This window comes from Streptomyces sp. NPDC034099 (assembly GCF_055575415.1).
In genome coordinates, this window is the sequence record NZ_JBVISR010000003.1 from 116,431 (window position 1) to 137,343 (window position 20,913).

A 20,913-nucleotide genomic window follows, 5' to 3' on the forward strand; every position below is an offset into this window, starting at 1 on the left:
GTGGTTGCGGCCGGCTCAGCACAGGCCCGCGGGCTTGGAGGCGCCGCAGGTGTTGCCGGTGAAGGTGTTGCTCTTGCCGGTGTCGCCGGTCCCGGCGTTGACCAGGTCGGCGGGGGAGTTCGCGCTCAGGCGGTTGCCGTTGACCTCGTTCTTCGAGTTGGCGGCGCCCACCATGCTCGAGGCCAGGACGATGCCGCCGGACATCGAAGACTTGCCCGAGTTGCCCTCGACCGTGTTGTCCGCGACCAGGACCTTCTCGACGCCGGTCAGGACGATGCCGGAGCCCTGGAGCGCCTCCAGCCGGTCGGTCTTGGGGCAGGACTTGTTGTTGCGCACGACGTGGTTGTCGCGTACGACCAGGTCACCGGCCTTCGGCGCGTTCTCGTCGCCGACGACGAACACACCGGCGCAGTTGCCGGTGATGTGGTTGCCCGCGACGGCGAGGTTGCGCAGGCGCCGGACGGTGACGCCGATCCGGTTGCCCTCGAGCCGGTTGTGCGCGACGAGGGTGCCCTCGGTGTCGGCGGCGCCCTCCTCGGTCTTGACCGTGTTGGCGAGGAAGACGCCCGCGTCGCCGTTGTCGCGGGCGGTGTTGCCGCGGATGATGCCGTGGACCGACCGCTCCTGGGCGATGCCCCAGACACCGTTCTTCACCGCGTTCACGTTCCGGACCGTCAGCCCGTCGGTGGCCATGGAGAACACACCGGTACGGGTGAAGCCGGTCACCGTCAGGTCGGAGACGGTGACGCCCTTGACGTTCTCGTCCTTCGTGCCGATCACGCAGATGCCGTTGCCGTCCTCGGCGCACGTGTTGGCGGCCGCCTTCCGGGTGCTGGGCCTGATGACCGTGGAGCGGCCCATGCCCCGCAGGGTGAGACCGGGGGTGCTGACCTTCACGCTCTCGTGATAGGTGCCGGTGGTGACGAGAACGGTGTCGCCCGACTTGGCGGCGTCCACCGCCTTCTGGATCGACTCTCCGGGGTGGACCAGGTGGGTCCTGGGGACGGAGGACGCCGGGGCCGCGCCGAGCCCCGTCCCGATCATGGCTGCGGTGCACACCAGGTACACGACATGGCATTTCTTCATATTCCGAAAGGTATGCCGTAAATATTCCCCGACGGCTCGGATGAGCCATCCGACGGCGTGTCATAAACCAACGCTGAACGGGTGGTTCGTGGGCACAAGGCGTACGTGATCTTCATGTCGGCCACCCGGGAAGGAACGACCAACGTGACCGTGCCTGAACGCCATGTCCGCGACGGACGCGTGAGGCGTCGCTTCGACCTCCGGGCGACGGCCGTGACGTTCGGCCTCGCCGCCGTCGCCCTGGTCCTGGTGGGCTGGGTCGTGCGCATGGCGTACGACGTGGCGCGGCAGCGTCCGGCCTGGGTGTTCGTCCTGGTGCTCGGGGTGGTCACGGCCGCCCTCCTGCGCCGGAGCGCGCGGAGCCGGGGCTCCGCCGCGCGGGCGGCCCTTCGTCCCACGGACGCCTTGGCCGCGGCCACGGCGACGGCGCTCGACGAACTGGAGCAGGCGCGCGCGGCGGAGGGGATGGAGCACGCGTGCGCCGAGGAGGCCACCGTGGTGGTCCGCGCCGCGCACGAGGAGCTCAGCCCCGACGAGTTCGAGGAGGCGATAGCGGACCTGTGCAGGCGCGACGGCTGCACCGAGGTCGAGGTCGTGGGCGGGGCGGGCGATCTCGGCGCCGACGTGCTGGCGGTGGCTCCCGACGGCCGGCGGGTCGTCATCCAGTGCAAGCGCTACGGCGACGACAACAAGGTCGGCTCCCAGGACCTTCAGCGCTTCGGCGGCACCTGCTACACCGTGCACGGGGCCGACGTGGCGGTCCTCGTCACCAGCAGCGACTTCACCGCACCGGCCGCCGACTACGCCGAGTGGTGCGGCATAGTCTGTGTGAACGAGGAGCGGCTGCGCGACTGGTGCGAGGGCGGGGGACCGGCGCCCTGGGAGCAGCTCCCACCTGAGGGGAACGGGACGGAGCCGTCCGAGCGGGCCTTGTGGTGAGACGGACGGCCCACCGACCCTCGGTCGGCGGGTGGAGAGGGATTTCACCGCCGTCCGGTGGCAACCTGTGCGGCATGGGCAAGACCGCACTGATCGTCATCGACATGATCAACACCTATGACCACCAGGACGCCGAGTTCCTGATCCCCGCCGTGGAATCCGTGCTGCCGAACGTGACCGGCCTGCTGGACCGGGCCAGGCGGCAGGGCGTCCCCGTGATCTACGTCAACGACAACTTCGGGGAGTGGCGCTCGCACCACGGCGAGATCCTCGACAAGGCGCTCTCCGGGCCGCACTCCCGGCTCGTCGAGCCGCTGAAGCCCGACGAGTCCTCCCTCTTCGTGGTCAAGGCACGCCATTCGGTGTTCTTCGAGACCCCGCTGACCTATCTGCTGCACCAGCAGGGGATCGACCGGCTCGTGCTGTGCGGGCAGGTGACCGAGCAGTGCGTGCTCTACTCGGCGCTGGACGCCCACATCCGCCATCTGCAGGTCATCGTTCCGCGTGACGCGGTCGCCCACATCCACGCCGACCTGGCCGACGCGGCGCTGCGCATGATGGAACGGAACATGGGTGCCCGGGTGTGCGACAGCGGCGAGTTGTGGACGTGAGACGACTCGCCGCCGCGCCGTGGGCGGGGCACGCGCCCGGTGTCAGCTCCGCAGGCTGCGCACGGGCAGGACGAGCTGCGCCGCCGAGGAGAGCGTGTCCTCGTGGTTGGCGAACGCGGCGACCGACGCACCGTCGCCCGGCTCGCCCCCGGACCACGGGCGCGTGGCGAAGATGAGGCAGGCGTACCCCTGCCGGTCGACCGCCGCCCGCCACTGCGGGGTGGGAACGAACTGGGCGTTGACCCCCGGCATGGTGAGGGCCGCCGCGCCCGGCACGACGAGCAGGCCGATCGGCAGGCCGGGCAGGACGGTGGCGTCCAGGACGGTGTCGCCGCCCACCGCGATTCCGGCGCGGCTCAGCAGCCCCTCGACGGCGGCCGGGGCCGCCTCCGGGCCGCCCTCCCCGTCGCCGAGGGAACAGGCGAGGAGGAAGGGGACGTCGCCGTCGGGCGTCTCACGGCTCCAGCACATGATGACGAGCGTGCCGAGGTCGGCGGTTCGCAGGGGGCGCGGGTCAGTGGAGATCGAGGTCACCGCGAAACGGTAAGCGCGCGCGGCGACGCGTCCGCCCGGCCGTCACCCGACTGGGCGACACCCTCGCGCTTCTTCACACGAACGAGGGGCGCCCGCCGACCCGGTCAGTGCTGGGACAGCCGCCCGCGGATGTCGTCGAAGTGCCGGTGCACGGCCGTCTCCGCGGCCTCCGCGTCACCGGCGCGCACGGCCTCGACGATCCTGGCGTGCATCCGGGCCAGTTCCTCGCCGTCGGCCGCCGCGCCGATTCCCCGCGCCTGCGCTCGCACCCGGTGGAAGGCGCTCCAGAAGGCGTCGAGCAGCTCGCTGAGCAGGACGTTGTCGAGCGAGCGGTGCAGTACCCGGTGGAAGGCGCGGTCGGTGCGGGACGCGATCTCGCCGCCCTCGCGCACCTCCGTGTGCATCGTCTCCACCAGCGCGTCCAGCTCGGCCAGATCCTCCTCGGGCAGCCGCCCGGCGAGCTGGTGCATGAGTCCCGCCTCCAGGGCCTCGCGCAGTTGCAGCAGTTCGAGCAGGCTGCCGTGGCCCCGGCGGTGCCCGACCACCGTGCGGAACGCCATGGCCTCGGTCATCGGCTCCAGCGACATGGTCCCGACATAGGTCCCGAAGCCGCGGCGGATCTCGACGATGTGCATGGCCTGGAGGGACTTGAGCGCCTCCCGCAGCGAGTTGCGGCTGACGCCGAAACGCTCCATCAGCTCCGTCTCGGTGGGCAGCGGGTCGCCGGGACCCAGGCCCCGTTCGACGATCAGCTCCTTGATCTTCTCCTCGGCGTCGGCGGCGACCGAGCCCATGTGACGTCCCCTCTCGACCCTTGACATCCCCTGCTCTGCCATGTGTCACTCTAACAGGACGTGGGACATCCTACGTCCCCCGTCGCCTGGTGCTTCGGCGTGCTGCTGCCCGCCGCGGTCCCGGGACGGGGACAGCGCGACCTGGAGTACCGCATGCCCGTCCCCATGCCGCTGAGCGGCGTCGTCCCCCCGGTCATCACCCCCCTCACCCCGCAGGGGGAGGTGGACACCGCCTCCGTGCGCCGGCTCACCGAGCACCTGATCACGGCCGGGGTGCACGGCCTGTTCCTGCTGGGGTCCAGCGGCGAGGCCGCCTACCTCACCGACGCCCAGCGGCTGACCGCGCTGGAGGCCGCCGTGGACGCCGCGGCGGGCCGCGTCCCCGTCCTCGCCGGGATCATCGACACCACCACGGCCCGCGTCCTCGACCGGGCGGCCGACGCGGTCCGGGCGGGCGCCGACGCCCTCGTGGCCACGGCGCCCTTCTACACCCGCACCCACCCCGTGGAGATCGCCGACCACTTCCGGCGCGTCCGCGAGGGCGCGGGCCTGCCGCTGTTCGCCTACGACATCCCCGTCGCCGTGCACACCAAGCTGCCCCGCGACCTGGTCCTCGATCTGGCCGGGGACGGCACCCTCGCCGGGCTCAAGGACTCCAGCGGCGACGAGGGCTCCCTGCGCCGCCTGCTGGTCGAACTCCGCCGCCGCGCCCCCGGCTTCACCGTGCTCACCGGCTCCGAACTCACCGTCGACGGCGCGCTGCTCGCCGGCGCCGACGGCGTCGTGCCCGGCCTCGGCAACGTCGACGCCCAGGGCTACGTACGCCTCTACGCGGCTGCCCGGGCCGGGGACTGGGCGGCCGCCAGGGCCGAACAGGACCGGCTCGCCGCCCTGTTCGCCCTCACCGACGCGGGCGATCCCGCGCTGATGGGCGGCAGCTCCAGCGCGCTCGGCGCCTTCAAGGCCGCGGCCCACCTGCTGGGCCTCATCGACTGCCCGGCGACCGCCGCACCGCAGGTACCGCTCGACACGCCGGCCGTGGCCCGGGTCCGCGACCGGCTCACCGAGGCCGGACTCCTCTGACCCCCCGGTTCCGCCCGCCCCCGACGCGCGTCTCCCCACCCGCTTAGGATCGCCATGTCATCTGCGCGCACCACCCCGACCTCCCAGCCCTGGTACCGCGAGATCACCCGGGAGAAGTGGAAGTCCTTCTTCGCCGCCTGGATCGGCTACCTCCTCGACGGCTTCGACTTCGTCCTCATCACTCTCGTACTGACCGAGATCGCCGACGACTTCGGACTGTCGACCGTCGAGTCCGCCAGCCTCGTCTCCGGAGCCTTCATCACCCGCTGGCTCGGCGGCGCGGTGCTCGGCGCGCTCGGCGACCGGTTCGGCCGCAAGAGCGCCATGGTGGCCAGCATCCTGCTCTACTCGGTCGGCACCTTCGCCTGCGGCTTCGCCTGGGACTACACCAGCCTGTTCACGGCCCGCCTGCTGATCGGCATGGGCATGGCCGGCGAGTACAGCGCCAGCGCCACCTACGTCCTGGAGAGCTGGCCCGCCCGGCTGCGCAACCGCGCCTCCGGCTTCCTCATCTCCGGCTTCTCGCTGGGCGGCGTCCTGGCGGCCGAGGTCTACGAGCACGTGGTGCCCGGACACGGCTGGCGCTGGCTGTTCTACATCGGCCTGTTCCCCGTCCTCGTCGCCCTGTGGGTACGCCGGGCGCTGCCCGAGGCCGACGACTGGGAGGCACGGGTGGGGGTCACCGGTGAACGGCCCAACCCCTTCCGGCCGCTGTTCGCGGACCGCCGCCGGGCGACGGTCAACACGGTGCTCGCGGTCGTCGCCACGGGGTCGCTCTTCGCGGTGTTCACCCCGCTCGGCGCGGGCGCCGTGCCCGTCCTGTCCGTCCTGGCGACGGCCTGCCTCGTCGCCTTCGCGGTGCAACTGGGCGGCCGCAGGCGGTGGGTGCTGTTCGTCGCGCTCTGCGTCACCGTCTTCTGCGCCTTCCTCTACAGCTGGCCGGTCCAGGCCCTGCTGCCCACCTATCTCAAGACCGAGCTGGGCTTCACCCCGGCACAGGTCAGCGACGCGCTGTACTACGCCGGGTTCGGCACGATGGCGGGCTGCGTCGTCACCGGCTTCGTCGGCGACCGGTTCGGCACCCGCCGGGCGTACGCCTGCACCCTGGTGGTGGGCATCGCCTTCGTCTTCCCCGTCTTCGCGATCCGGGACAGCCAACTCCAGCTGGGCATCCTGCTGTTCCTGATGCTCGCCTGCATGCAGGGCATCTCCGGGCTGCTGCCCAAGTTCATCGCCGGGCACTTCCCGACCGAGTCCCGGGCCGCGTCCCTGGGCTTCACCTACAACGTCGGCGCGCTGGGCGGCGCCGTCGCCCCGGTGCTCGGTGCCAAGCTCGCCTCGACCATGTCCCTGGGCCAGTCGCTCGCCGTGCTCACCTTCTCGCTGACCCTCGTGGTGATCGTGCTGATCGGCTTCGACGTCCCGAGCCGCCTCAACCGGCTCGTCGACAAGGAGGCGGTCCCGGACTACCTCGCCGCCGAGGCGGCGGTGCCGGACGGCGCGGGGCGCGTACGGTCGGCGCCGTGAAACGGGTGCCGGGCCGGGGACGATGTGTGCTCCGACTGGCCCAAGACGCGGTCGCCGGTGCGGCGGCGGGTGGTCACCTGATGTAACAGTCGTCGTATGATCTGTAGACGAAATGATCGTCAGAGCGACGTGCGCGGTTCGCGTGGCCGCAGGATCCGCACCGCCGCGGTGACCCTGGTCGCCGCCACCGCCCTCGGCGCGACCGGCGAGGCGGCGGCCGCGCCGTCGGTGCCCCTGCGCACCGACTGGGACGCCATCGCCGCGTGCGAGTCCAGCGGCAACTGGCAGGCGAACACCGGCAACGGCTACTACGGCGGGCTGCAGTTCGCGCGGTCCAGCTGGATCGCCGCCGGCGGCCTCAAGTACGCTCCGCGCGCGGACCTCGCCAGCCGCGCCGAGCAGATCGCCGTGGCAGAACGCCTGGCCCGTATGCAGGGGATGTCCGCCTGGGGCTGCGCCTGACGGGTGAGCCGCGTGGCGGCCCCGGACGCGCGTACGCCGCTGTGCCCGGGGCCGCGTTCGCCCACCCTCAGCGGACGGGTTCGGCGGCGGGCCGCGGCAGGCCGTAGTGCTCGCGCAGTGTGGTCCCCTCGTACGCGGCGCGGAACAGGCCCCGCTCCCGCAGGATGGGCACCACCTGGTCGGCGAAGAGGTCGAAGCCCCCGGTCAGCCAGGGCGGCATGACGTTGAAACCGTCGGCCGCCCCGTGCTCGAACCACTCCTGGAGCTGGTCGGCGACCTGTTCGGGTGCCCCGGCCACCACGCGGTGGCCACGGGCGCCCGCCAGACGGTGCAACAGCTCGCGCACCGTGGGCTGTTCACGGTCGATGATGTCCAGTACCAGCCGGAAGCGGCTGCCGTTGCCGCGCTCGCCCCGGGTCTCGATGAGCTGCCGGGGCACGGGACCGTCCAGCTCGGCGGCGCTCAGCTCCAGACCCAGCAGGCGCCGCAGCAGCTGGAGCGAGTACTCGGGCTGGGTGAGTTCGTCGAACTCCTTGTGCAGGGCCCGTGCCTCAGCCTCGGTCGAACCGATGAAGGGGCTGATGCCGGGCAGTACGAGCAGTCGGTCCGGATCACGGCCGAGCGCCCCGGCCCGCGCCTTGAGGTCGGCGTAGAACTCCTGACCGCCGCGCAGCGTCTGGTGTGCCGTGAACACGGCCTCGGCGTACGCGGCGGCGAAGGAGCGGCCGTCCTCGGACGATCCCGCCTGGACGTACACCGGACGGCCCTGCGGGGAGCGGGGGAGGTTCAGGGGCCCGCGCACCTTCAGCCGGGGGCCCGTGTGGTCGATCTCGTGGATGCGGTCGGTGTCGGCGAACAGGCCGGACTTCTGGTCGACGACGAGTGCCTCGTCCTCCCAGCTGTCCCACAGCTTCGTCACCACCTCCACGAACTCCCGGGCGCGTTCGTACCGTTCGGCGTGCACCGGATGCTCGTCGAGGCCGAAGTTCCCGGCGGCCTGCGGGGCGCCGGTGGTGACGATGTTCCAGCCGGCCCGGCCCCCGCTGAGGTGGTCGAGCGAGGAGAGGAGCCGGGCCAGGTTGTACGGCTCCGTGTACGTGGTCGAGGCGGTGGCGATCAGGCCGATGCGTTCGGTGGCCGCGGCGACGGCCGACAGCCAGGTGAACGGCTCGAGCCGGAAGCGGCTGGCGTAGCGCACGTTGTCCGCCAGGGACGGCCCGTCGGCGAAGAACACGGCGTCGAAGGCGGCCGCTTCCGCCCGCCGGGCCAGGTCCTGGTAGAGGCCGATGTCCAGGAGACGTTCCGGGTCGGTGCCGTGGTACCGCCAGGCGGCCTCGTGGTGCCCGCCCGGGTAGACGAACAGGTTCAGACGCAGTGTCCGGGTCATGCCGCCTTCTCCTCCTCGGCGTTGGTGAGGTCCTCGGTGACGTCCACGCCCAGGTGGGCGAGCAGCCTGCCGCGCAGGGCCGCGTACGCGGTGCCGCCGGGGCCGCGCGGTGCCGGGAGCTCCACGGGAAGGTCGGCCGCGATCCGGCCCCGGTCCAGCACCACGACCCGGTCCGCGAGCGCGATGGCCTCGTCGACGTCGTGGGTGACGAGCAGTACGGCGGGCCGGTGCCGCTCCCACAGCCGCCGCAGCAGGGTGTGCATCCGCGTGCGGGTCAGCGCGTCCAGCGCGCCGAACGGCTCGTCGGCGAGCAGCAGTCGCGGCTCGCGCACCAGGGAGCGGGCGAGCGAGACACGCTGCTGTTCACCGCCCGAGAGCTCCACGGGCCAGGCCCGTTCGCGCCCGGCGAGCCCGACCTCGGCGAGGGCCTCGCGCCCCCGGTCCCCGGCGAGCGGGCCGGACAGGCCCAGCACGACGTTGTCGAGCAGCCGCTTCCAGGGCAGCAGCCGTGCGTCCTGGAAGACGACGGACACATGCTCGGGGGCGGTGAGGTCGCCGCTGCCCGCCACCTCGTGGTCGAGTCCGGCCAGGGCCCGCAGCAGCGTGCTCTTGCCGGAGCCGCTGCGGCCGAGGAGCGCCACGAACTCACCGGCCGCGATGGACAGGTGGAGCCCGTCCAGCACCCTGCGGTCGCCGAAGGAACGCACCAGGTTCTCGATGCGGACCGCCGCGCGGTCCCCGGTCGTCCTCAGCCCGCCAGCGTGCGCCGCCATGACAGGGCCCTCCTCTCCACGAGCCGTACGAGTGCGTCGGAGGCCAGGCCGAGCAGGCCGTACACGACGAGGCCGACGATGATGACGTCGGTCTGCCCGTACGTCCGCGCCAGCTCCATCATGTAGCCGATGCCGCTGGTGGCGTTGACCTGCTCCACCACCACCAGGGCCAGCCAGGCCGAGGTCACCGCGAACCGCATGCCGAGCAGGAAGCCGGGCAGGGCGCCGGGGAGGACGACGTGCCGGACGAAGGCGAACCGGCCCAGGCGTACCGTCTCGGCGAGTTCCGCGTAACGGCTGTCGATGGTGCGCAGTCCGTTGTGCGTGTGGATGTAGACCGGTACGAGAACACCGAGGGCGATCGTGACGACCTTCATCGTCTCGCCGATGCCGAACCAGAGGATCAGCAGCGGGATCAGGGCGAGCGAGGGGATGGACCGCTTGATCTGCACCGGGCCGTCGATCACCGCCTCGCCGACGCGGCTGAGGCCGGAGACGAGCGCGAGCACCAGCCCGGCCGCGACCCCGAACAGCAGGCCCAGAAGGGCGCGTTGGGCGGAGGCGCCGAGATGGGACTGGAGCTTGCCGCTGTCGACGAGATCGCCGGCGGTACCGGCGATGGTCCACGGTGCCGGGAGGCTGCGGACGTCGAAGAGACCGAGTCCCGAGCCCGCCGCCCAGAGGACGAGCAGCAGCACCGGGCCGATCGCCCAGCCGTACGGGACGGGCCTGCCGGGCCCCGGGCGCCCGCGGCGGGAGCGGCCGGGGCGGGCCGCGGCCGGTGCGGGCGGCGGCGCCGCCGGCGGTGCCTGCTCGTCCAAGGTCGTGGCGCTCATGACGGCGTCCCCTCACCGGCGACGGCCCGCGCCGCCACCGCCTCGTAGCGGCGGTCGAAGAGCAGGCCCGCGTCGAACGGTTCGCGGTCCTGCTCCTCGGCCAGCAGGTCGATGGTCTGCTGCTGCCGGTGGACGGCCTCGGTCCAGTCGGAGGGAAGGTCCGGATGGCCGGCTCGCCGAACGAGGTACTCGCCGTCCTCGCGGTCCAGCCCCTGGTCCTTCACGTAATAGCCCGCGACCCATTCCTTCGGGTGCCGGTCGATCCATATCTGGGCCCGCGCCCAGAACTTCACGAGTTCACGGACGGCCGCCGACTTGCGTGCGTCGGCGACGGAGTCGGTCAGCGCCCACAGGTGTGCCGGGTCGTCCCGGAGCCCGTGCCTGATGGTCGAACCGCCCTCCCTCCCGTAGTTCGCCAGATAGCGCTTGATGTTGACGTCCGCGATGGGGGCGGCGTCCACCTGGCGGTTCCCCAGCGCGGTGGGATAGACGTCACCGGTGCTCGCGAGTTCGACCAGCTCGACGTCCTGCTGGGTGAGCCCGGCCTTCTGGAGGATGCGCAGCACCAGCGCGCCCTGGGCCTGCCCCGGGCTGTAGGCGATCTTCTTCCCGCGCAGGTCCGCGAGGGTCCTGATGCCGGAGCCCGGGGCCGTGCCCAGTTCGTAGATGGGGTTCGTGAGCGGATCGGTGCGGAACTTCACCGCCACGAGCTTCGTGTCGAGGCCCGTCCAGTGCGCGTTGATCGACGGGATGTCCGCGGCCGAGCAGACGTCGAGCGCGTCGGCGCGGAAGGCCTCCGAGCACTGGGGGCCGCCGCTGATGTTGGCCCACTTCACCTTGAAGGGCAGTTCGTCGATCTGGCCCGACAGTTCGAGGGCGACCTTGAGGTCGGGCGCCCCGACCGTGAGCGTGGTGTCGCGGGCGACCGCGGCCGGGATCCGCTCTTTCGAGACGTCCCTGGCGTCCGCCGTGGACCCGGCCTGGGCCACGCAGGAGGCGAGGGCGAACGGGAGGGCCAGTGCGGCCAGGACGGAAAGGCGCCGGAATCCGGGCAGGGGTGTGCGAGAGGTCATGACGGCCTTCACGGGATACGGGAGAAAGGGGCAGTCGGGCGGTGGGGTTCAGCTACACACCGCGGTGGCGACGCGCATCAGATCGATGGCGCGCCGCTTCGTGAACTGCCGGGATGTCCGCATGCCGTGGACGCTAACCAGGGGGTGAAACCCGGTCAAGGGCTACCGGAGGACTCCACCGGTAGTGCAACGACACCTTCGTGGGCGTGTCATGTTCCGGAAACGCGGCGGCCCGAGTAGGCCGACCAGCGGCCGTCGCGCCGGGCCACCGTGATGTCCCGGCCGAAGCAGGCGGTCAGCAGGGAGTGGGTCAGGACCTCGTCCACCGCACCCCGGGACAGGATCCGGCCCTCGCGCAGCAGCAGGGCGTGGCTGACGGCCGGGAACAGCTCCTCCAGATGGTGGGTGACCGTCACGGTGGCCAGCTGCGGCCTCCCCTCGGCCAGTTGGTGCATCGCCTCGACGAGGTCCTCGCGGGAGGGCAGGTCCAGGGCGTTGAACGGCTCGTCCAGGAGCAGCAGGGCCGGATCGGCCATCAGCGCCCTGGCGATCAGGACCCGCGCCCGCTGACCGCCCGAGCAGACGCCGTAGGGCCGGTCGGTCAGCTCCTTGACGCCCAGCTCGGTCAGGAGGTCGCGGGCACGCAGGCGGACCTCGTCGTCGTAGGTGCGCCACAGGGGCTGCACGGTGCCGCTGTGGCCGGTGAGCACGACCGCGTGGGCGGTGAGGTCCTGCGGCACCCGCTGGGCGGAGTTGACATGGCCGATGCGCGCCCGCAGCTCACGGACGTCCACCCGGCCGAGCCGGCTGCCGAGGACCTCGACCGTGCCCGTGGTGGGGTGCATGAGCGCGCCGAGCAGCCGCAGCAGAGTGGTCTTCCCGGCGCCGTTGGCTCCCAGCAGCGCCCAGTGTTCGCCCGGCCGGACCGTCCAGTCGACGGCGTCGAGGATCAACTGGTCGGTCGTGAAGCGGCGCACGCTCACGTCCCGGAGCCGGAGCACGGCCGCCTCGTGCTCGTCCGTCCGGGAGCTGGCTGTCTGGCCGGTCATGCCGTGACTCCTTCGCGCGGTACACCCCTGGGTCGTTCACCCGAAACAGTAGATGTACTGACCACACGCCTGCCGGGCCGTCCGCTCCCTGGACGGTGAGCGGCGGCCCTCAGGGGCGCGGGGGCTGGAGGGGTCAGACGCCCGCCACCGACTGGATCCAGGAGCGGTAGGCGGTCACGTTCGTGTACGCCGTGGTGGTCTGCCGGTCGCTGGTCGAGGCGACGCCCACCTGGACGCCGCCGGCCGTCATCGGACCGCCGGAGTCGCCGCCCGCGGTGATGCCGTCGACGGGCCGGGCGCATATCGCCTGGCCGTAGTAGGCGTCGTAACAGCCCTGGGTGACGTTCACGTTGGCGACCTTGAGGTACTGGGACTGGCAGTTGATCTCCGAGCCGCACCGGGAGGTCGCCCCCCAGCCGTAGACCTGCACGGTCTGCCCGACCCGCACCGTCCCCGGCTGCCCGAGCCGCGCGTAGGAGGCGGAGACGGAGCGGTCGAGCCGGACCAGCGCGAGGTCCGCCGAGGGGCTGGTGACGGTCTGGACGCCGTTCGCCACCGTGCCGCCGGAGCCCTGGTCGAGGCTGCCGATGCGGAAGGACAGGTTGCCGCCGCCGACGCAGTGCTTGGCGGTGAGGATCCAGGTGGGGGAGATGATGGTCGAGGTGCAGGTCTGGGTGCCGTTGGAGAACAGCCTGGCAGCCCAGGGGGCGTTCTGCGCGTAGCCGCCGCCGATGATCGGCTGGGGGCCGCCGTCGCCGGGCCGGGGCTCCGCCGCAGAGGCGGACGGCGCGAGGGTGAGGGCGGACAGCAGCGCGGCCACGAGGGCGGCCAGCAGGATGGGGACGAGTCTCGTTGTGCGCAAGGCTCCTCGATTCCGACGACACGCGCCGGGGCGCGTGCGGGTGTGTGGGGGCGCTCACAGCATGTCGGGCCCGGCCGCCGCCCGAACAATCCCGGCTTCGCATAACGCGGCGTTATGCCGGGGCCGGGGCGGCGCACCGCGTTCCGGGGAGCGGTCGGCGGGGTCAGCGGAGCAGCAGTTGCACCAGGGCGACCGTGCCGACCGTCACGACCAGGCCCCGCAGGACCGCGGGACTGAAGCGGCGGCCCACCTTCGCGCCGACGTAGCCGCCGAGGCCCGAGCCGACGGCGAGGAGTCCCACGGCGGTCCACTCGAAGTCCGCGGCGAAGAGGAAGAAGAGCGCCGCGACGGTGTTGACGACGGCGGCGAGGACGTTCTTGGTCGCGTTGAGCCGCTGCAGGGGTTCGTCCAGGAGCATGCCCATCAGGGACAGGTAGATGATCCCCTGGGCGGCGGTGAAGTAGCCGCCGTAGACGCTGGCCAGCGTCAGGCCGGTGAAGAGCAGCGGGCCGCCGTCGCGGCGGGGGGAGGTGCCGTTGCGGGCCCGGCGGCGCTGGACCAGCCGGCCGATCTGCGGCTGGAACGCCACCAGCAGCAGGGCGAGGCCCACCAGGGCCGGCACGATCGTCTCGAAGGCGTCGGCGGGCAGGGTCAGCAGGAGTGTGGCGCCCGCGAGGCCGCCCAGCAGCGCCCCGGACCCGAGTTTCAGAACGCGCCTGCCCTGCCCGCGCAGCTCCTCGCGGTAGCCGATGGCCCCGCTGATGGAGCCGGGGATGAGGCCGAGCGCGTTGGAGACGGTGGCGGTGACCGGCGGCAGGCCCGTGGCCAGCAGCACCGGAAAGGTGATCAGCGTGCCGGAGCCCACGACGCTGTTGATGGCGCCGGCCCCGACGCCCGCCGTGAACACCGCGGCCATGGCCTCCGGTGTCACCCCGTGCCGCCCGGCGCCGGGCCCGTACGCGGCCGGAAGGTGTCTTGCGCGTCTTTCACGGGGCCGACTGTACCCACCGCCCAGGTCGGCGTGTCCGCCGGTCTCAACCGGTCATCTGTGGGCACTTCTTGACGTGAATTCAGCTGATCATGCGGTGATACGATCACCGCGTTTGCGGAGCGGGCGGATGGGTGAAAGACGGCATCCCCGACGTAAGGGGCAGCCCGGGCAGCTACCCCCGGTGCGGGCAGTCCACCGGGCCGCCCGCACGGACGGGAATTCAGCAAGCCGGCTGTCAGTCGCCTGAAGAGAGTCTTATGACGGAATACACAGGGAACCCATTGCTCTGGGTCGCCCTCGTCGCCCTCGTCGCCGCCGCCGTGCTCATCAGCCGCCAGCGCAAGGCGGCACGGGCGTTGCGGCAGCAGGTCCAGGGGCTCAGGGATCACTACACCGAGCTGGAGAACGATTACGGGAAGTCCGTGCAGGCCGCCCAGGAGCGCGCCGAGGACGAGACCAAGACGGTGCTGAAATCCGCGATGCGGACCCTTCAGGGCCTCGCCGCCGAACAGCAGCTGGTGCTCTCCCGGCTGCAGAACAAGTACGGCGACTCGGCCCTCCTCCAGGACCTGCTGGAGATCGACCACACCAACTCGCAGTTCGGCCGGCGGGCCCAGTCCATCGCCGTGCTGTGCGACGGCTGGCTCGGCGGGCGGCGCGACACCGCCTCCGTCTACGACGTGGTGCGCAGCGCCCAGGGACGCATCCGGCACTTCCGCCGGGTGGACATCCTCTCCCAGGTCGACTTCGGCATCACCAGCCGGGCCGTCGAGCCCGTCGCTCTGGCCCTCGCCGAGCTGCTCGACAACGCCACCAGCTACTCCAGCCCGGACACCGTCGTCGAGATCAACATCCGGACCGTCCCCAAGGGCATCTGCGTCGTGGTCGACGACGCCGGTGTGGGCATGAGCGACGAGGAACGGGCCCGCGCCGACAAGCTGCTCGCCACCGAGCGCGCCTCGGGGGTGGCGGGGCTCGGCAACCCGCCGCAGTTCGGCTTCGCCGTCATCGGCCTGCTGTGCGAACGATTCGGCTTCGAGGTGTCGGTGGACTCCTCCTCCCCCTACGGAGGTGTGCGGGCGGTGGTCCTGCTGCCGCACGAACTGCTCACCGCGATGCCGGAGAAGAAGGCCCCCGCCCCGGCACCGGCCGCCCGCGGCACGGCCCGGCCGGTCCCGGACGGCGGACCGGAGGCCGCGTCGCTCGCCTCCTCCGAGACCGGCGACGGTCTGCCCCGGCGGCGCCGCAAGCGGCCGATGGCCATCGTGCCCGGCAGCGCCTCCGCCCCGCGCGCGGCGGGCCGCTCCGACTCCGAGCAGGCACAGGTCATGGGTGCCTTCCAGCGCGGAACGCAGTCCGGCCGGGTCACCGAACCGGCGAGCCCGGACCACGCCGGCCGGACGAGCGAAACACCTGGTGCAAGCAGCGAAGGACATGAGGTCTCGTGAACGACGATCTGTCATGGATGCTCGACAGCGCCCTGGAGATTCCCGGGGCCCTGCACGCGGTCCTGATCTCCGCCGACGGCCTGCTGATGGCCCGGACGCAGGACTTCGACAAGGACGACGCCGACCGGGTCGCCGCCGCGATGAGCGGCGTGCAGTCGCTCAGCCGCACCCTCGCCTTCTTCTGTGAGGACCCCACCCAGACGTGGCGGCAGACGCTGGTCGAGTTCGACGGCGGCTGGGTGTTCCTGATCTCCGCGGGTGAGGGCGCCTACCTCGGCGTGTCCGCATCCCCGGAGGTCGACATGGCGGACATCACCTTCCGGATGCAGCAGCTCGTGGCCCAGCTCGGCAAGCGGTTGACGACGCCGCCGCGCGAGAACCTGGGCGCCCGCTCATGACCGGCGACGACGGCTGGCAGCCCGAGGCGCCGGAATTAGTGCGGCCGTACGTCATCACCAAGGGCCGCGGCCTGCCCGACGAGGACGACCTCTCCCTCATCACCCTGGTCACCGCCTCCGCCGGGCAGCCGCAGCGGCCGGCCCGGCTGTCCCCCGAGGAGCAGAGCCTGCTCGACCTCTGCTCCGCCGGCTACCTCTCCGTCGCGGAGATCGCCGGACACACCCACTTCCCGCTCGGCGTCGTGCGGATCCTGCTGGCCTCCCTGATGGAAGGCGGACACCTCATGACCCGCCCGCCGGTGGCCCGCGCCCGCCTCGCGGACAAGGAGATCCTGGAGGAGGTCCTCAATGGGCTCCGCGCCAAGTTTGGATGAGCGGGACTACGTACGCGGGGGAGCGACCCAGACGGCGGTGAAGATCCTCGTCGTCGGCCACTTCGCGGTGGGCAAGACCACCCTCATCGGCTCCATCTCCGAGATCGAGCCGCTGTCCACCGAGGAGACGATGACGCAGGCCGCCGAGTCGGTCGACGACCTCAAGGGGGTCCAGGGCAAGACCACCACCACGGTCGCCATGGACTTCGGTCGCCTCACCATCAGCGACCGCGTCGTGCTCTACCTGTTCGGCACCCCCGGCCAGCAGCGCTTCGTGCAGATGTGGGAGGACATGGCCCGCGGCGCGCTCGGCGCCCTGGTGCTGGTCGACCCGGAGCGGCTGGCGGACTCCTTCCCCGTGATCGACCTCATCGAGCACTACGGGCTCGACTACGCCATCGCCGTCAACCACTTCGACGGCACGCCGCTGCGCGACGAGCGGGCGCTGCGCGAGGCGCTCGACCTGCTCGACGACACCCCCGTCGTCACCTGCGACGCCCGCGACGAGAAGTCCTCGGCCGCCGCACTGACCACCCTCGTCCGCTACTTGCTGGACCGCACCCGCTAGGAGCTGGGAGCAGACATGAACGCCCACGACACCGCCCCGGTGCCGCCGCCCGGCTGCCCGGCCCACGGCTCCGGCGCCCGGGTGCCGCTGCACGGGCCGGAGTTCGCCGCCGACCCGCAGGCGTACTACGAGTACCTGCGCCACTACGGGGCCGCGGCCCCCGTCGAACTCGCCCCGGGCGTCGAGGCGACGCTGGTCACGGACTACGCGGCGGCGCTCCAACTGCTGCAGGACTCCAGCAACTTCCGCAAGGACGCACGCCGCTGGCGGGCCTTCAACGAGGGCAAGGTGAGCCCGGACAGCCCGGTCGCGCCGCTGCTGGCCTACCGGCCCAACTGCATGTTCGCCGACGGAGCCGACCACCTCAGGCTGCGCCAGGCGGTCACCGACAGCATGGCGCGGGTGGACACCCGGCGGCTGAGCCGCAGCACCGAGCAGATCTCCGGCTACCTCGTCTCCCAGTTCGGCGCCCGCGGCTCGGCCGACCTGCTCGGGGACTACGCCAAGCAGCTGCCGCTGTTCGTCTTCAACGAACTCTTCGGCTGCCCCGCCGACATCGGCGACCGGGTGCTGTTCGGCATCTCCGGCATGTTCGACGGGGTCAACGCCGAGAAGGCCACCGCGGTGCTCTTCCAGGCGGTGGGGGAACTCGTCGCGCTCAAGCGGCGCAAGCCCGGTGACGACGTCACCTCCTGGCTGATGCAGCACGAGGCCCGGCTCGACGACGAGGAGATGGTCCACCAGCTCGCCCTGCTGCTCGGCGCGGGAGCCGAACCCCTGCGCAACCTCCTCGGCAACACCCTGCACCGGCTCCTGACCCACGAGCGGTACGCCCGCGAGGGCGGACTGATCGACGAGGCGCTCGACGACACGCTGTGGGAGAACCCGCCCATGGCCAACTACGCCCCGCACTACCCGGCCGCCGACACCGAACTCGCCGGACAGCATCTGCAGGCGGGCGAACTCGTCCTGGTCAGCTTCGCCGCCGCCAACACCGGCCCGGCCCTCAAGGCCTCCCGCCAGGCGGGCAGCAACCGCGCCCACCTCGCCTGGAGCGCCGGCCCGCACGCCTGCCCGTCCAAGGAACCGGCCCGGCACATCACGGTCACGGCCATCGAGCACCTGCTCAACGAACTGCCCGACGTCGAACTCGCCGTCCCCGAGGACAGCCTGACGTGGCGTCCGGGCCCCTTCAACCGGGCCCTGGCCACGCTTCCGGCCCGGTTCACCCCGGTGCGCTCCGCGCGGCGTGGCGCACCGGCGCCGGTCACCGGGGCTGCCGAGCAGGAGAAGTCCGCGGGTGCCGCCCGTCCCGCCGAACACAAGGGAATGTGGAGCCAGTTCCTCAACTGGCTGACACGGTGATGTGCACGACACCCTCCCAATCCGCCCGTTTCGCATGAAGATCGAACGGCACGGGTAGTGAGCAACGCGGTATTCGAGTTGCTTACGAGTCAAAGGAGGTGTCGTGGACCACATATCCACGAACGCCGCTTTCCCGGCGCCGAACCCACCGATACCCGCCCCCCGAGGCGGGTATCGCTTTGTGCGGCTCCGGCCGGGGACGGACCGGTGACCGCCGCACCGAGGGGCACGCACCCGCGGGGCGCACCCACGCTCGGCTCCTTCACCGGGGGTCAGCTGCGAAGACTCGGCGCGGTCGCCCGCCTGTCCCGGACCGACGTCGAGACCTACGCACAGGTCCTGACCGACGCACTGGGCCCGGTGGCCGAGCGGCCACTGAGTCTGGCGCCGCCCGCCCGCACCTTCCTGTCCGACGACCACACCCCCGTCGAGTTCTCCCTCTCCTTCCGGCCGGACGCGGCACCCGCCATGCGGGTCCTTGTGGAACCGGGCTGCGGCGCAGACAGCCTGGCTCACAACGGCCGTGCCGGACTCGAGGCGATCCGGACCATGGCGCGGCGCTGGCACTTCACCACCGACGCCCTCGACGCACTCCAGGACCTGTTCCTGCCACCCGCTCCGCACGGCCCCCTCGCCCTGTGGTGCGCCCTGGAACTCAGGCCCGGCGGCGTACCCGGGGTCAAGGTCTACCTGAACCCGGCGGCACGCGGGGAGGAACGTTCCGCCGCGACGGTGCGCGAAGCCCTGCACCGGCTCGGGCACCGCCGGGCCTTCGACAGCCTGCCCCCGGGCAGCGGATACCCGTTCCTCGCCCTGGACCTCGGGGACTGGGCGGAACCCCGGGTGAAGGTCTACGTGCGCCACGACAACCTCACGGCCGGTCAGGCCGGGCGCCTGTCCCGGATGGAATCGGGCCCCCGGTCCGCGGCGGTCGAGGGCTTCTTCCGCACGGCCGCGGGCCTCGGACCGGACACGGCCGGGCTCGGCGGGCGGCCCGGCCTGTCCTGCCACTCCTTCGCCGACACCGGCACGGTGCGGCCGAGCGGCTTCACCCTGCACATCCCGGTGAGGGACTACGTCCGGCACGACGGCGAGGCCCTGGCGCGGGCGACGAGAGTGCTGCGCCTGAACGGCATGGACGCCTCCGTGCTCGACCGCGCCCTGGCCGCCCTCACCGCGCGGCGGCCCGAGGACGGGGTGGGCCTGATCGCCTACCTGGCCCTGGCCCACCAGCGGGACCGGCCGCCGCGGGTGACGGCGTACCTCTCCTCGGAGGCGTACGCGGTCCGGCCGCCGGTCGTGGAGACCGCCCGCCGGCCGCTGTCGGTCCGCTGAGCGAGCCGTCCGCACACGACAGGGCTCCCGGTGCGATCCACCGGGAGCCCTGTACGAACGCGGCCGGGCGTCGTCGCCGAGGACGCCCGGCGGGACGGTCACACGGGCAGCGACTCCCGGAACTGTGCCAGGTACGGACCCACGTCGACCTGGATCGAGGCGCCCCGGGTCCGGCCGTAGCGCTGGACGATGCCGGCCAGGTACGTGCCGACCTCCTCGCGCATCTCCTCGGCGGCGGGCAGTGCGGCGGCGCCGTCGATCAGGCGGGCCACCCACTGCGCCTGGGCCTCCACCAGCCGGGTGATGGCGCCCACGGGCCGCACCAGTCCCACGAAGTACAGACCGGGCCGGTCCGCCGGGACGACCCGTCGGTACAGCTCGACCGAGCCGTCCGCCGCCACCGGGCAGCCGGGGGGCAGGAAGGGGAAGGTCATGTGGAAGCCGGTGCAGTAGACGACCGCGTCGGCGGTCTCGGAACCGCCGTCCGTGAACACGACCCGGTCACCCTCGAACGAGGCGATCGCGGGCTTCGGCGTCACCGCCCCGTGCCGGATCCGGCTGAGGATCTCGTCCGAGAGGGTCGTCGCGGAGGAGAAGACCGGGTGGTCGGGCTCGGGCAGGCCGTAGTCCGACAGTCTGCCGCGGGCCACCAGCAGGGCCTGCTCCACCCACTGGCGCCGCTCGGCGAACGACATCTCGTTCCACCACGGGGCCTCGGCGATCTCGTCGACCGACATCCCGAAGAGCTGCTTGGGCACGATGTGCAGTCCCCGGCGCACCGAGAGCAGGGTCCGCTCCGCGTGCCGGGAGAGGTCCGCGGCGATGTCCACCGCCGAGGCGCCGAGGCCCACCACGACCACGCGCCGACCGGCGAAGTCTGCGCCGTCGCGGTAGTCGAGGGAGTGAAGAATCGTTCCGGCAAAGGACTCCGCACCGGCCGGAAGGGGATCGGGCAGGGCCGGGTCGGTGTGGTGGCCGGAGGCGACGACCACCTGCTCGAACCGGCGCGAGCTCCGCGCGCCGTCCGGGCCCCGGCTGACGACCGTCCAGGTGCCGTCCGGCTCCTGGCGGACGGACTGCACCTCGGTCCGCAGCTCGATGTGGTCGAGCAGCCCCGCCCACTCGGCGAAGGACCGCAGGTACGCGGCGACCTGGCTGTGCCGGGGGTAGAGCGGGTACGAGGAGGGCATCGGGAAGTCCGCGTAACCGGTCAGCTGCTTGGCGGTGTTCAGGTGCAGGGACTGATAGCCCGGTCCCCGCTCACCGGCCCCCGGCTGTCGCCAGATCCCGCCGACCTCGGGTGCCTTCTCCAGACAGACGAAGGAGATGCCGCGCTCCTTCAGGGCGTGGCCCACCGCCAGCCCCGACAGGCCTGCACCGATCACACACACACGCACCGGTTGTCCCCCCAGGATGTA

At 72.0% G+C, this 20,913-nt stretch carries 23 protein-coding genes; 11 read left to right on the forward strand and 12 right to left on the reverse strand.

The window, feature by feature from the left end; translation table 11 throughout:
• Positions 1 to 15: 15 nt before the first annotated feature.
• Positions 16 to 1,086: a nitrous oxide reductase family maturation protein NosD gene (locus tag ACZ56V_RS09405; protein ID WP_398909968.1), complete on the reverse strand. Its 1,071-nt coding sequence runs from the start codon at positions 1,084 to 1,086 to the stop codon at positions 16 to 18.
• Positions 1,087 to 1,230: 144 nt separating this feature from the next.
• On the opposite strand from ACZ56V_RS09405, the gene ACZ56V_RS09410 reads away from it, so the two are divergent.
• On the forward strand, positions 1,231 to 2,025 hold the full coding sequence (locus tag ACZ56V_RS09410) for a restriction endonuclease (protein ID WP_467379098.1): 795 nt from the start codon (positions 1,231 to 1,233) through the stop codon (positions 2,023 to 2,025).
• 74 nt (positions 2,026 to 2,099) lie between these two features.
• A complete protein-coding gene (locus ACZ56V_RS09415; protein WP_052840335.1) occupies positions 2,100 to 2,636 on the forward strand; it encodes a cysteine hydrolase family protein in 537 nt (178 codons plus the stop codon).
• A 42-nt stretch (positions 2,637 to 2,678) separates the two neighbouring features.
• Here ACZ56V_RS09415 and ACZ56V_RS09420 read toward each other — a convergent pair whose 3' ends face one another.
• Together ACZ56V_RS09420 and ACZ56V_RS09425 are read right to left on the reverse strand one after the other, a co-directional pair.
• Positions 2,679 to 3,170, reverse strand: coding sequence for a DUF5949 family protein (locus tag ACZ56V_RS09420; protein WP_398909964.1), 492 nt, complete (start codon positions 3,168 to 3,170; stop codon positions 2,679 to 2,681).
• Positions 3,171 to 3,274: 104 nt separating this feature from the next.
• Complete coding sequence (locus tag ACZ56V_RS09425) at positions 3,275 to 3,964, reverse strand: FadR/GntR family transcriptional regulator (protein ID WP_398909962.1); 690 nt, start codon at positions 3,962 to 3,964, stop codon at positions 3,275 to 3,277.
• A gap of 153 nt (positions 3,965 to 4,117) precedes the next feature.
• On the opposite strand from ACZ56V_RS09425, the gene ACZ56V_RS09430 reads away from it, so the two are divergent.
• From ACZ56V_RS09430 to rpfE, 3 genes are all read left to right on the forward strand, one after another.
• Positions 4,118 to 5,047 carry a dihydrodipicolinate synthase family protein gene (locus tag ACZ56V_RS09430; RefSeq protein WP_468941607.1) on the forward strand — a complete coding sequence of 310 codons (930 nt, stop codon included), beginning with the start codon at positions 4,118 to 4,120 and terminating at the stop codon, positions 5,045 to 5,047.
• A gap of 54 nt (positions 5,048 to 5,101) precedes the next feature.
• Positions 5,102 to 6,574 carry a sialate:H+ symport family MFS transporter gene (locus ACZ56V_RS09435; protein WP_467379100.1) on the forward strand — a complete coding sequence of 491 codons (1,473 nt, stop codon included), beginning with the start codon at positions 5,102 to 5,104 and terminating at the stop codon, positions 6,572 to 6,574.
• Between the two features lie 96 nt (positions 6,575 to 6,670).
• Positions 6,671 to 7,036: a resuscitation-promoting factor protein RpfE gene (gene rpfE / locus ACZ56V_RS09440; RefSeq protein ID WP_468940647.1), complete on the forward strand. Its 366-nt coding sequence runs from the start codon at positions 6,671 to 6,673 to the stop codon at positions 7,034 to 7,036.
• 67 nt (positions 7,037 to 7,103) lie between these two features.
• Here the strand turns inward: rpfE and ACZ56V_RS09445 are convergent, their stop codons facing one another.
• The 8 genes from ACZ56V_RS09445 to ACZ56V_RS09480 form a co-directional block, all read right to left on the reverse strand.
• Positions 7,104 to 8,423: an LLM class flavin-dependent oxidoreductase gene (locus tag ACZ56V_RS09445; protein ID WP_468940650.1), complete on the reverse strand. Its 1,320-nt coding sequence runs from the start codon at positions 8,421 to 8,423 to the stop codon at positions 7,104 to 7,106.
• The gene (locus ACZ56V_RS09450; RefSeq protein ID WP_468940653.1) at positions 8,420 to 9,196 is read right to left on the reverse strand and encodes an ABC transporter ATP-binding protein; all 777 of its coding nucleotides are present in this window, start codon (positions 9,194 to 9,196) and stop codon (positions 8,420 to 8,422) included. Before ACZ56V_RS09450 ends, ACZ56V_RS09445 begins: the two co-directional genes overlap by 4 nt.
• Positions 9,172 to 10,032, reverse strand: coding sequence for an ABC transporter permease (locus tag ACZ56V_RS09455; protein WP_468940655.1), 861 nt, complete (start codon positions 10,030 to 10,032; stop codon positions 9,172 to 9,174). Before ACZ56V_RS09455 ends, ACZ56V_RS09450 begins: the two co-directional genes overlap by 25 nt.
• Positions 10,029 to 11,105: an ABC transporter substrate-binding protein gene (locus ACZ56V_RS09460; RefSeq protein WP_468940658.1), complete on the reverse strand. Its 1,077-nt coding sequence runs from the start codon at positions 11,103 to 11,105 to the stop codon at positions 10,029 to 10,031. Before ACZ56V_RS09460 ends, ACZ56V_RS09455 begins: the two co-directional genes overlap by 4 nt.
• Positions 11,106 to 11,153: 48 nt before the next feature.
• Positions 11,154 to 11,228, reverse strand: coding sequence for a putative leader peptide (locus ACZ56V_RS09465; RefSeq protein WP_352146619.1), 75 nt, complete (start codon positions 11,226 to 11,228; stop codon positions 11,154 to 11,156).
• A gap of 86 nt (positions 11,229 to 11,314) precedes the next feature.
• A complete protein-coding gene (locus ACZ56V_RS09470; RefSeq protein WP_398909952.1) occupies positions 11,315 to 12,154 on the reverse strand; it encodes an ABC transporter ATP-binding protein in 840 nt (279 codons plus the stop codon).
• A 133-nt stretch (positions 12,155 to 12,287) separates the two neighbouring features.
• Positions 12,288 to 13,016, reverse strand: coding sequence for a S1 family peptidase (locus ACZ56V_RS09475; RefSeq protein WP_468940662.1), 729 nt, complete (start codon positions 13,014 to 13,016; stop codon positions 12,288 to 12,290).
• Between the two features lie 163 nt (positions 13,017 to 13,179).
• The gene (locus ACZ56V_RS09480) at positions 13,180 to 13,932 is read right to left on the reverse strand and encodes a sulfite exporter TauE/SafE family protein (protein WP_467379106.1); all 753 of its coding nucleotides are present in this window, start codon (positions 13,930 to 13,932) and stop codon (positions 13,180 to 13,182) included.
• 332 nt (positions 13,933 to 14,264) lie between these two features.
• Between ACZ56V_RS09480 and ACZ56V_RS09485 the strand changes: the two genes are divergently transcribed.
• The 6 genes from ACZ56V_RS09485 to ACZ56V_RS09510 all read left to right on the forward strand — a co-directional run bounded on the left by ACZ56V_RS09485 (position 14,265) and on the right by ACZ56V_RS09510 (position 19,495).
• The gene (locus tag ACZ56V_RS09485) at positions 14,265 to 15,455 is read left to right on the forward strand and encodes an ATP-binding protein (RefSeq protein ID WP_467379107.1); all 1,191 of its coding nucleotides are present in this window, start codon (positions 14,265 to 14,267) and stop codon (positions 15,453 to 15,455) included.
• A complete protein-coding gene (locus ACZ56V_RS09490) occupies positions 15,452 to 15,853 on the forward strand; it encodes a roadblock/LC7 domain-containing protein (protein ID WP_030183598.1) in 402 nt (133 codons plus the stop codon). Before ACZ56V_RS09485 ends, ACZ56V_RS09490 begins: the two co-directional genes overlap by 4 nt.
• Positions 15,850 to 16,227, forward strand: a complete 378-nt coding sequence (locus tag ACZ56V_RS09495) for a DUF742 domain-containing protein (protein WP_398909946.1) — start codon at positions 15,850 to 15,852, stop codon at positions 16,225 to 16,227. Before ACZ56V_RS09490 ends, ACZ56V_RS09495 begins: the two co-directional genes overlap by 4 nt.
• Complete coding sequence (locus ACZ56V_RS09500) at positions 16,202 to 16,795, forward strand: GTP-binding protein (RefSeq protein ID WP_059298863.1); 594 nt, start codon at positions 16,202 to 16,204, stop codon at positions 16,793 to 16,795. Before ACZ56V_RS09495 ends, ACZ56V_RS09500 begins: the two co-directional genes overlap by 26 nt.
• A gap of 15 nt (positions 16,796 to 16,810) precedes the next feature.
• Complete coding sequence (locus tag ACZ56V_RS09505; RefSeq protein ID WP_398909944.1) at positions 16,811 to 18,160, forward strand: cytochrome P450; 1,350 nt, start codon at positions 16,811 to 16,813, stop codon at positions 18,158 to 18,160.
• 207 nt (positions 18,161 to 18,367) lie between these two features.
• Positions 18,368 to 19,495 (forward strand): tryptophan dimethylallyltransferase family protein, encoded by a 1,128-nt coding sequence (locus ACZ56V_RS09510; RefSeq protein ID WP_468940668.1) that lies wholly within the window; start codon positions 18,368 to 18,370, stop codon positions 19,493 to 19,495.
• A 98-nt stretch (positions 19,496 to 19,593) separates the two neighbouring features.
• Here ACZ56V_RS09510 and ACZ56V_RS09515 read toward each other — a convergent pair whose 3' ends face one another.
• On the reverse strand, positions 19,594 to 20,892 hold the full coding sequence (locus tag ACZ56V_RS09515; RefSeq protein WP_467379109.1) for a flavin-containing monooxygenase: 1,299 nt from the start codon (positions 20,890 to 20,892) through the stop codon (positions 19,594 to 19,596).
• Positions 20,893 to 20,913: the final 21 nt, after the last annotated feature.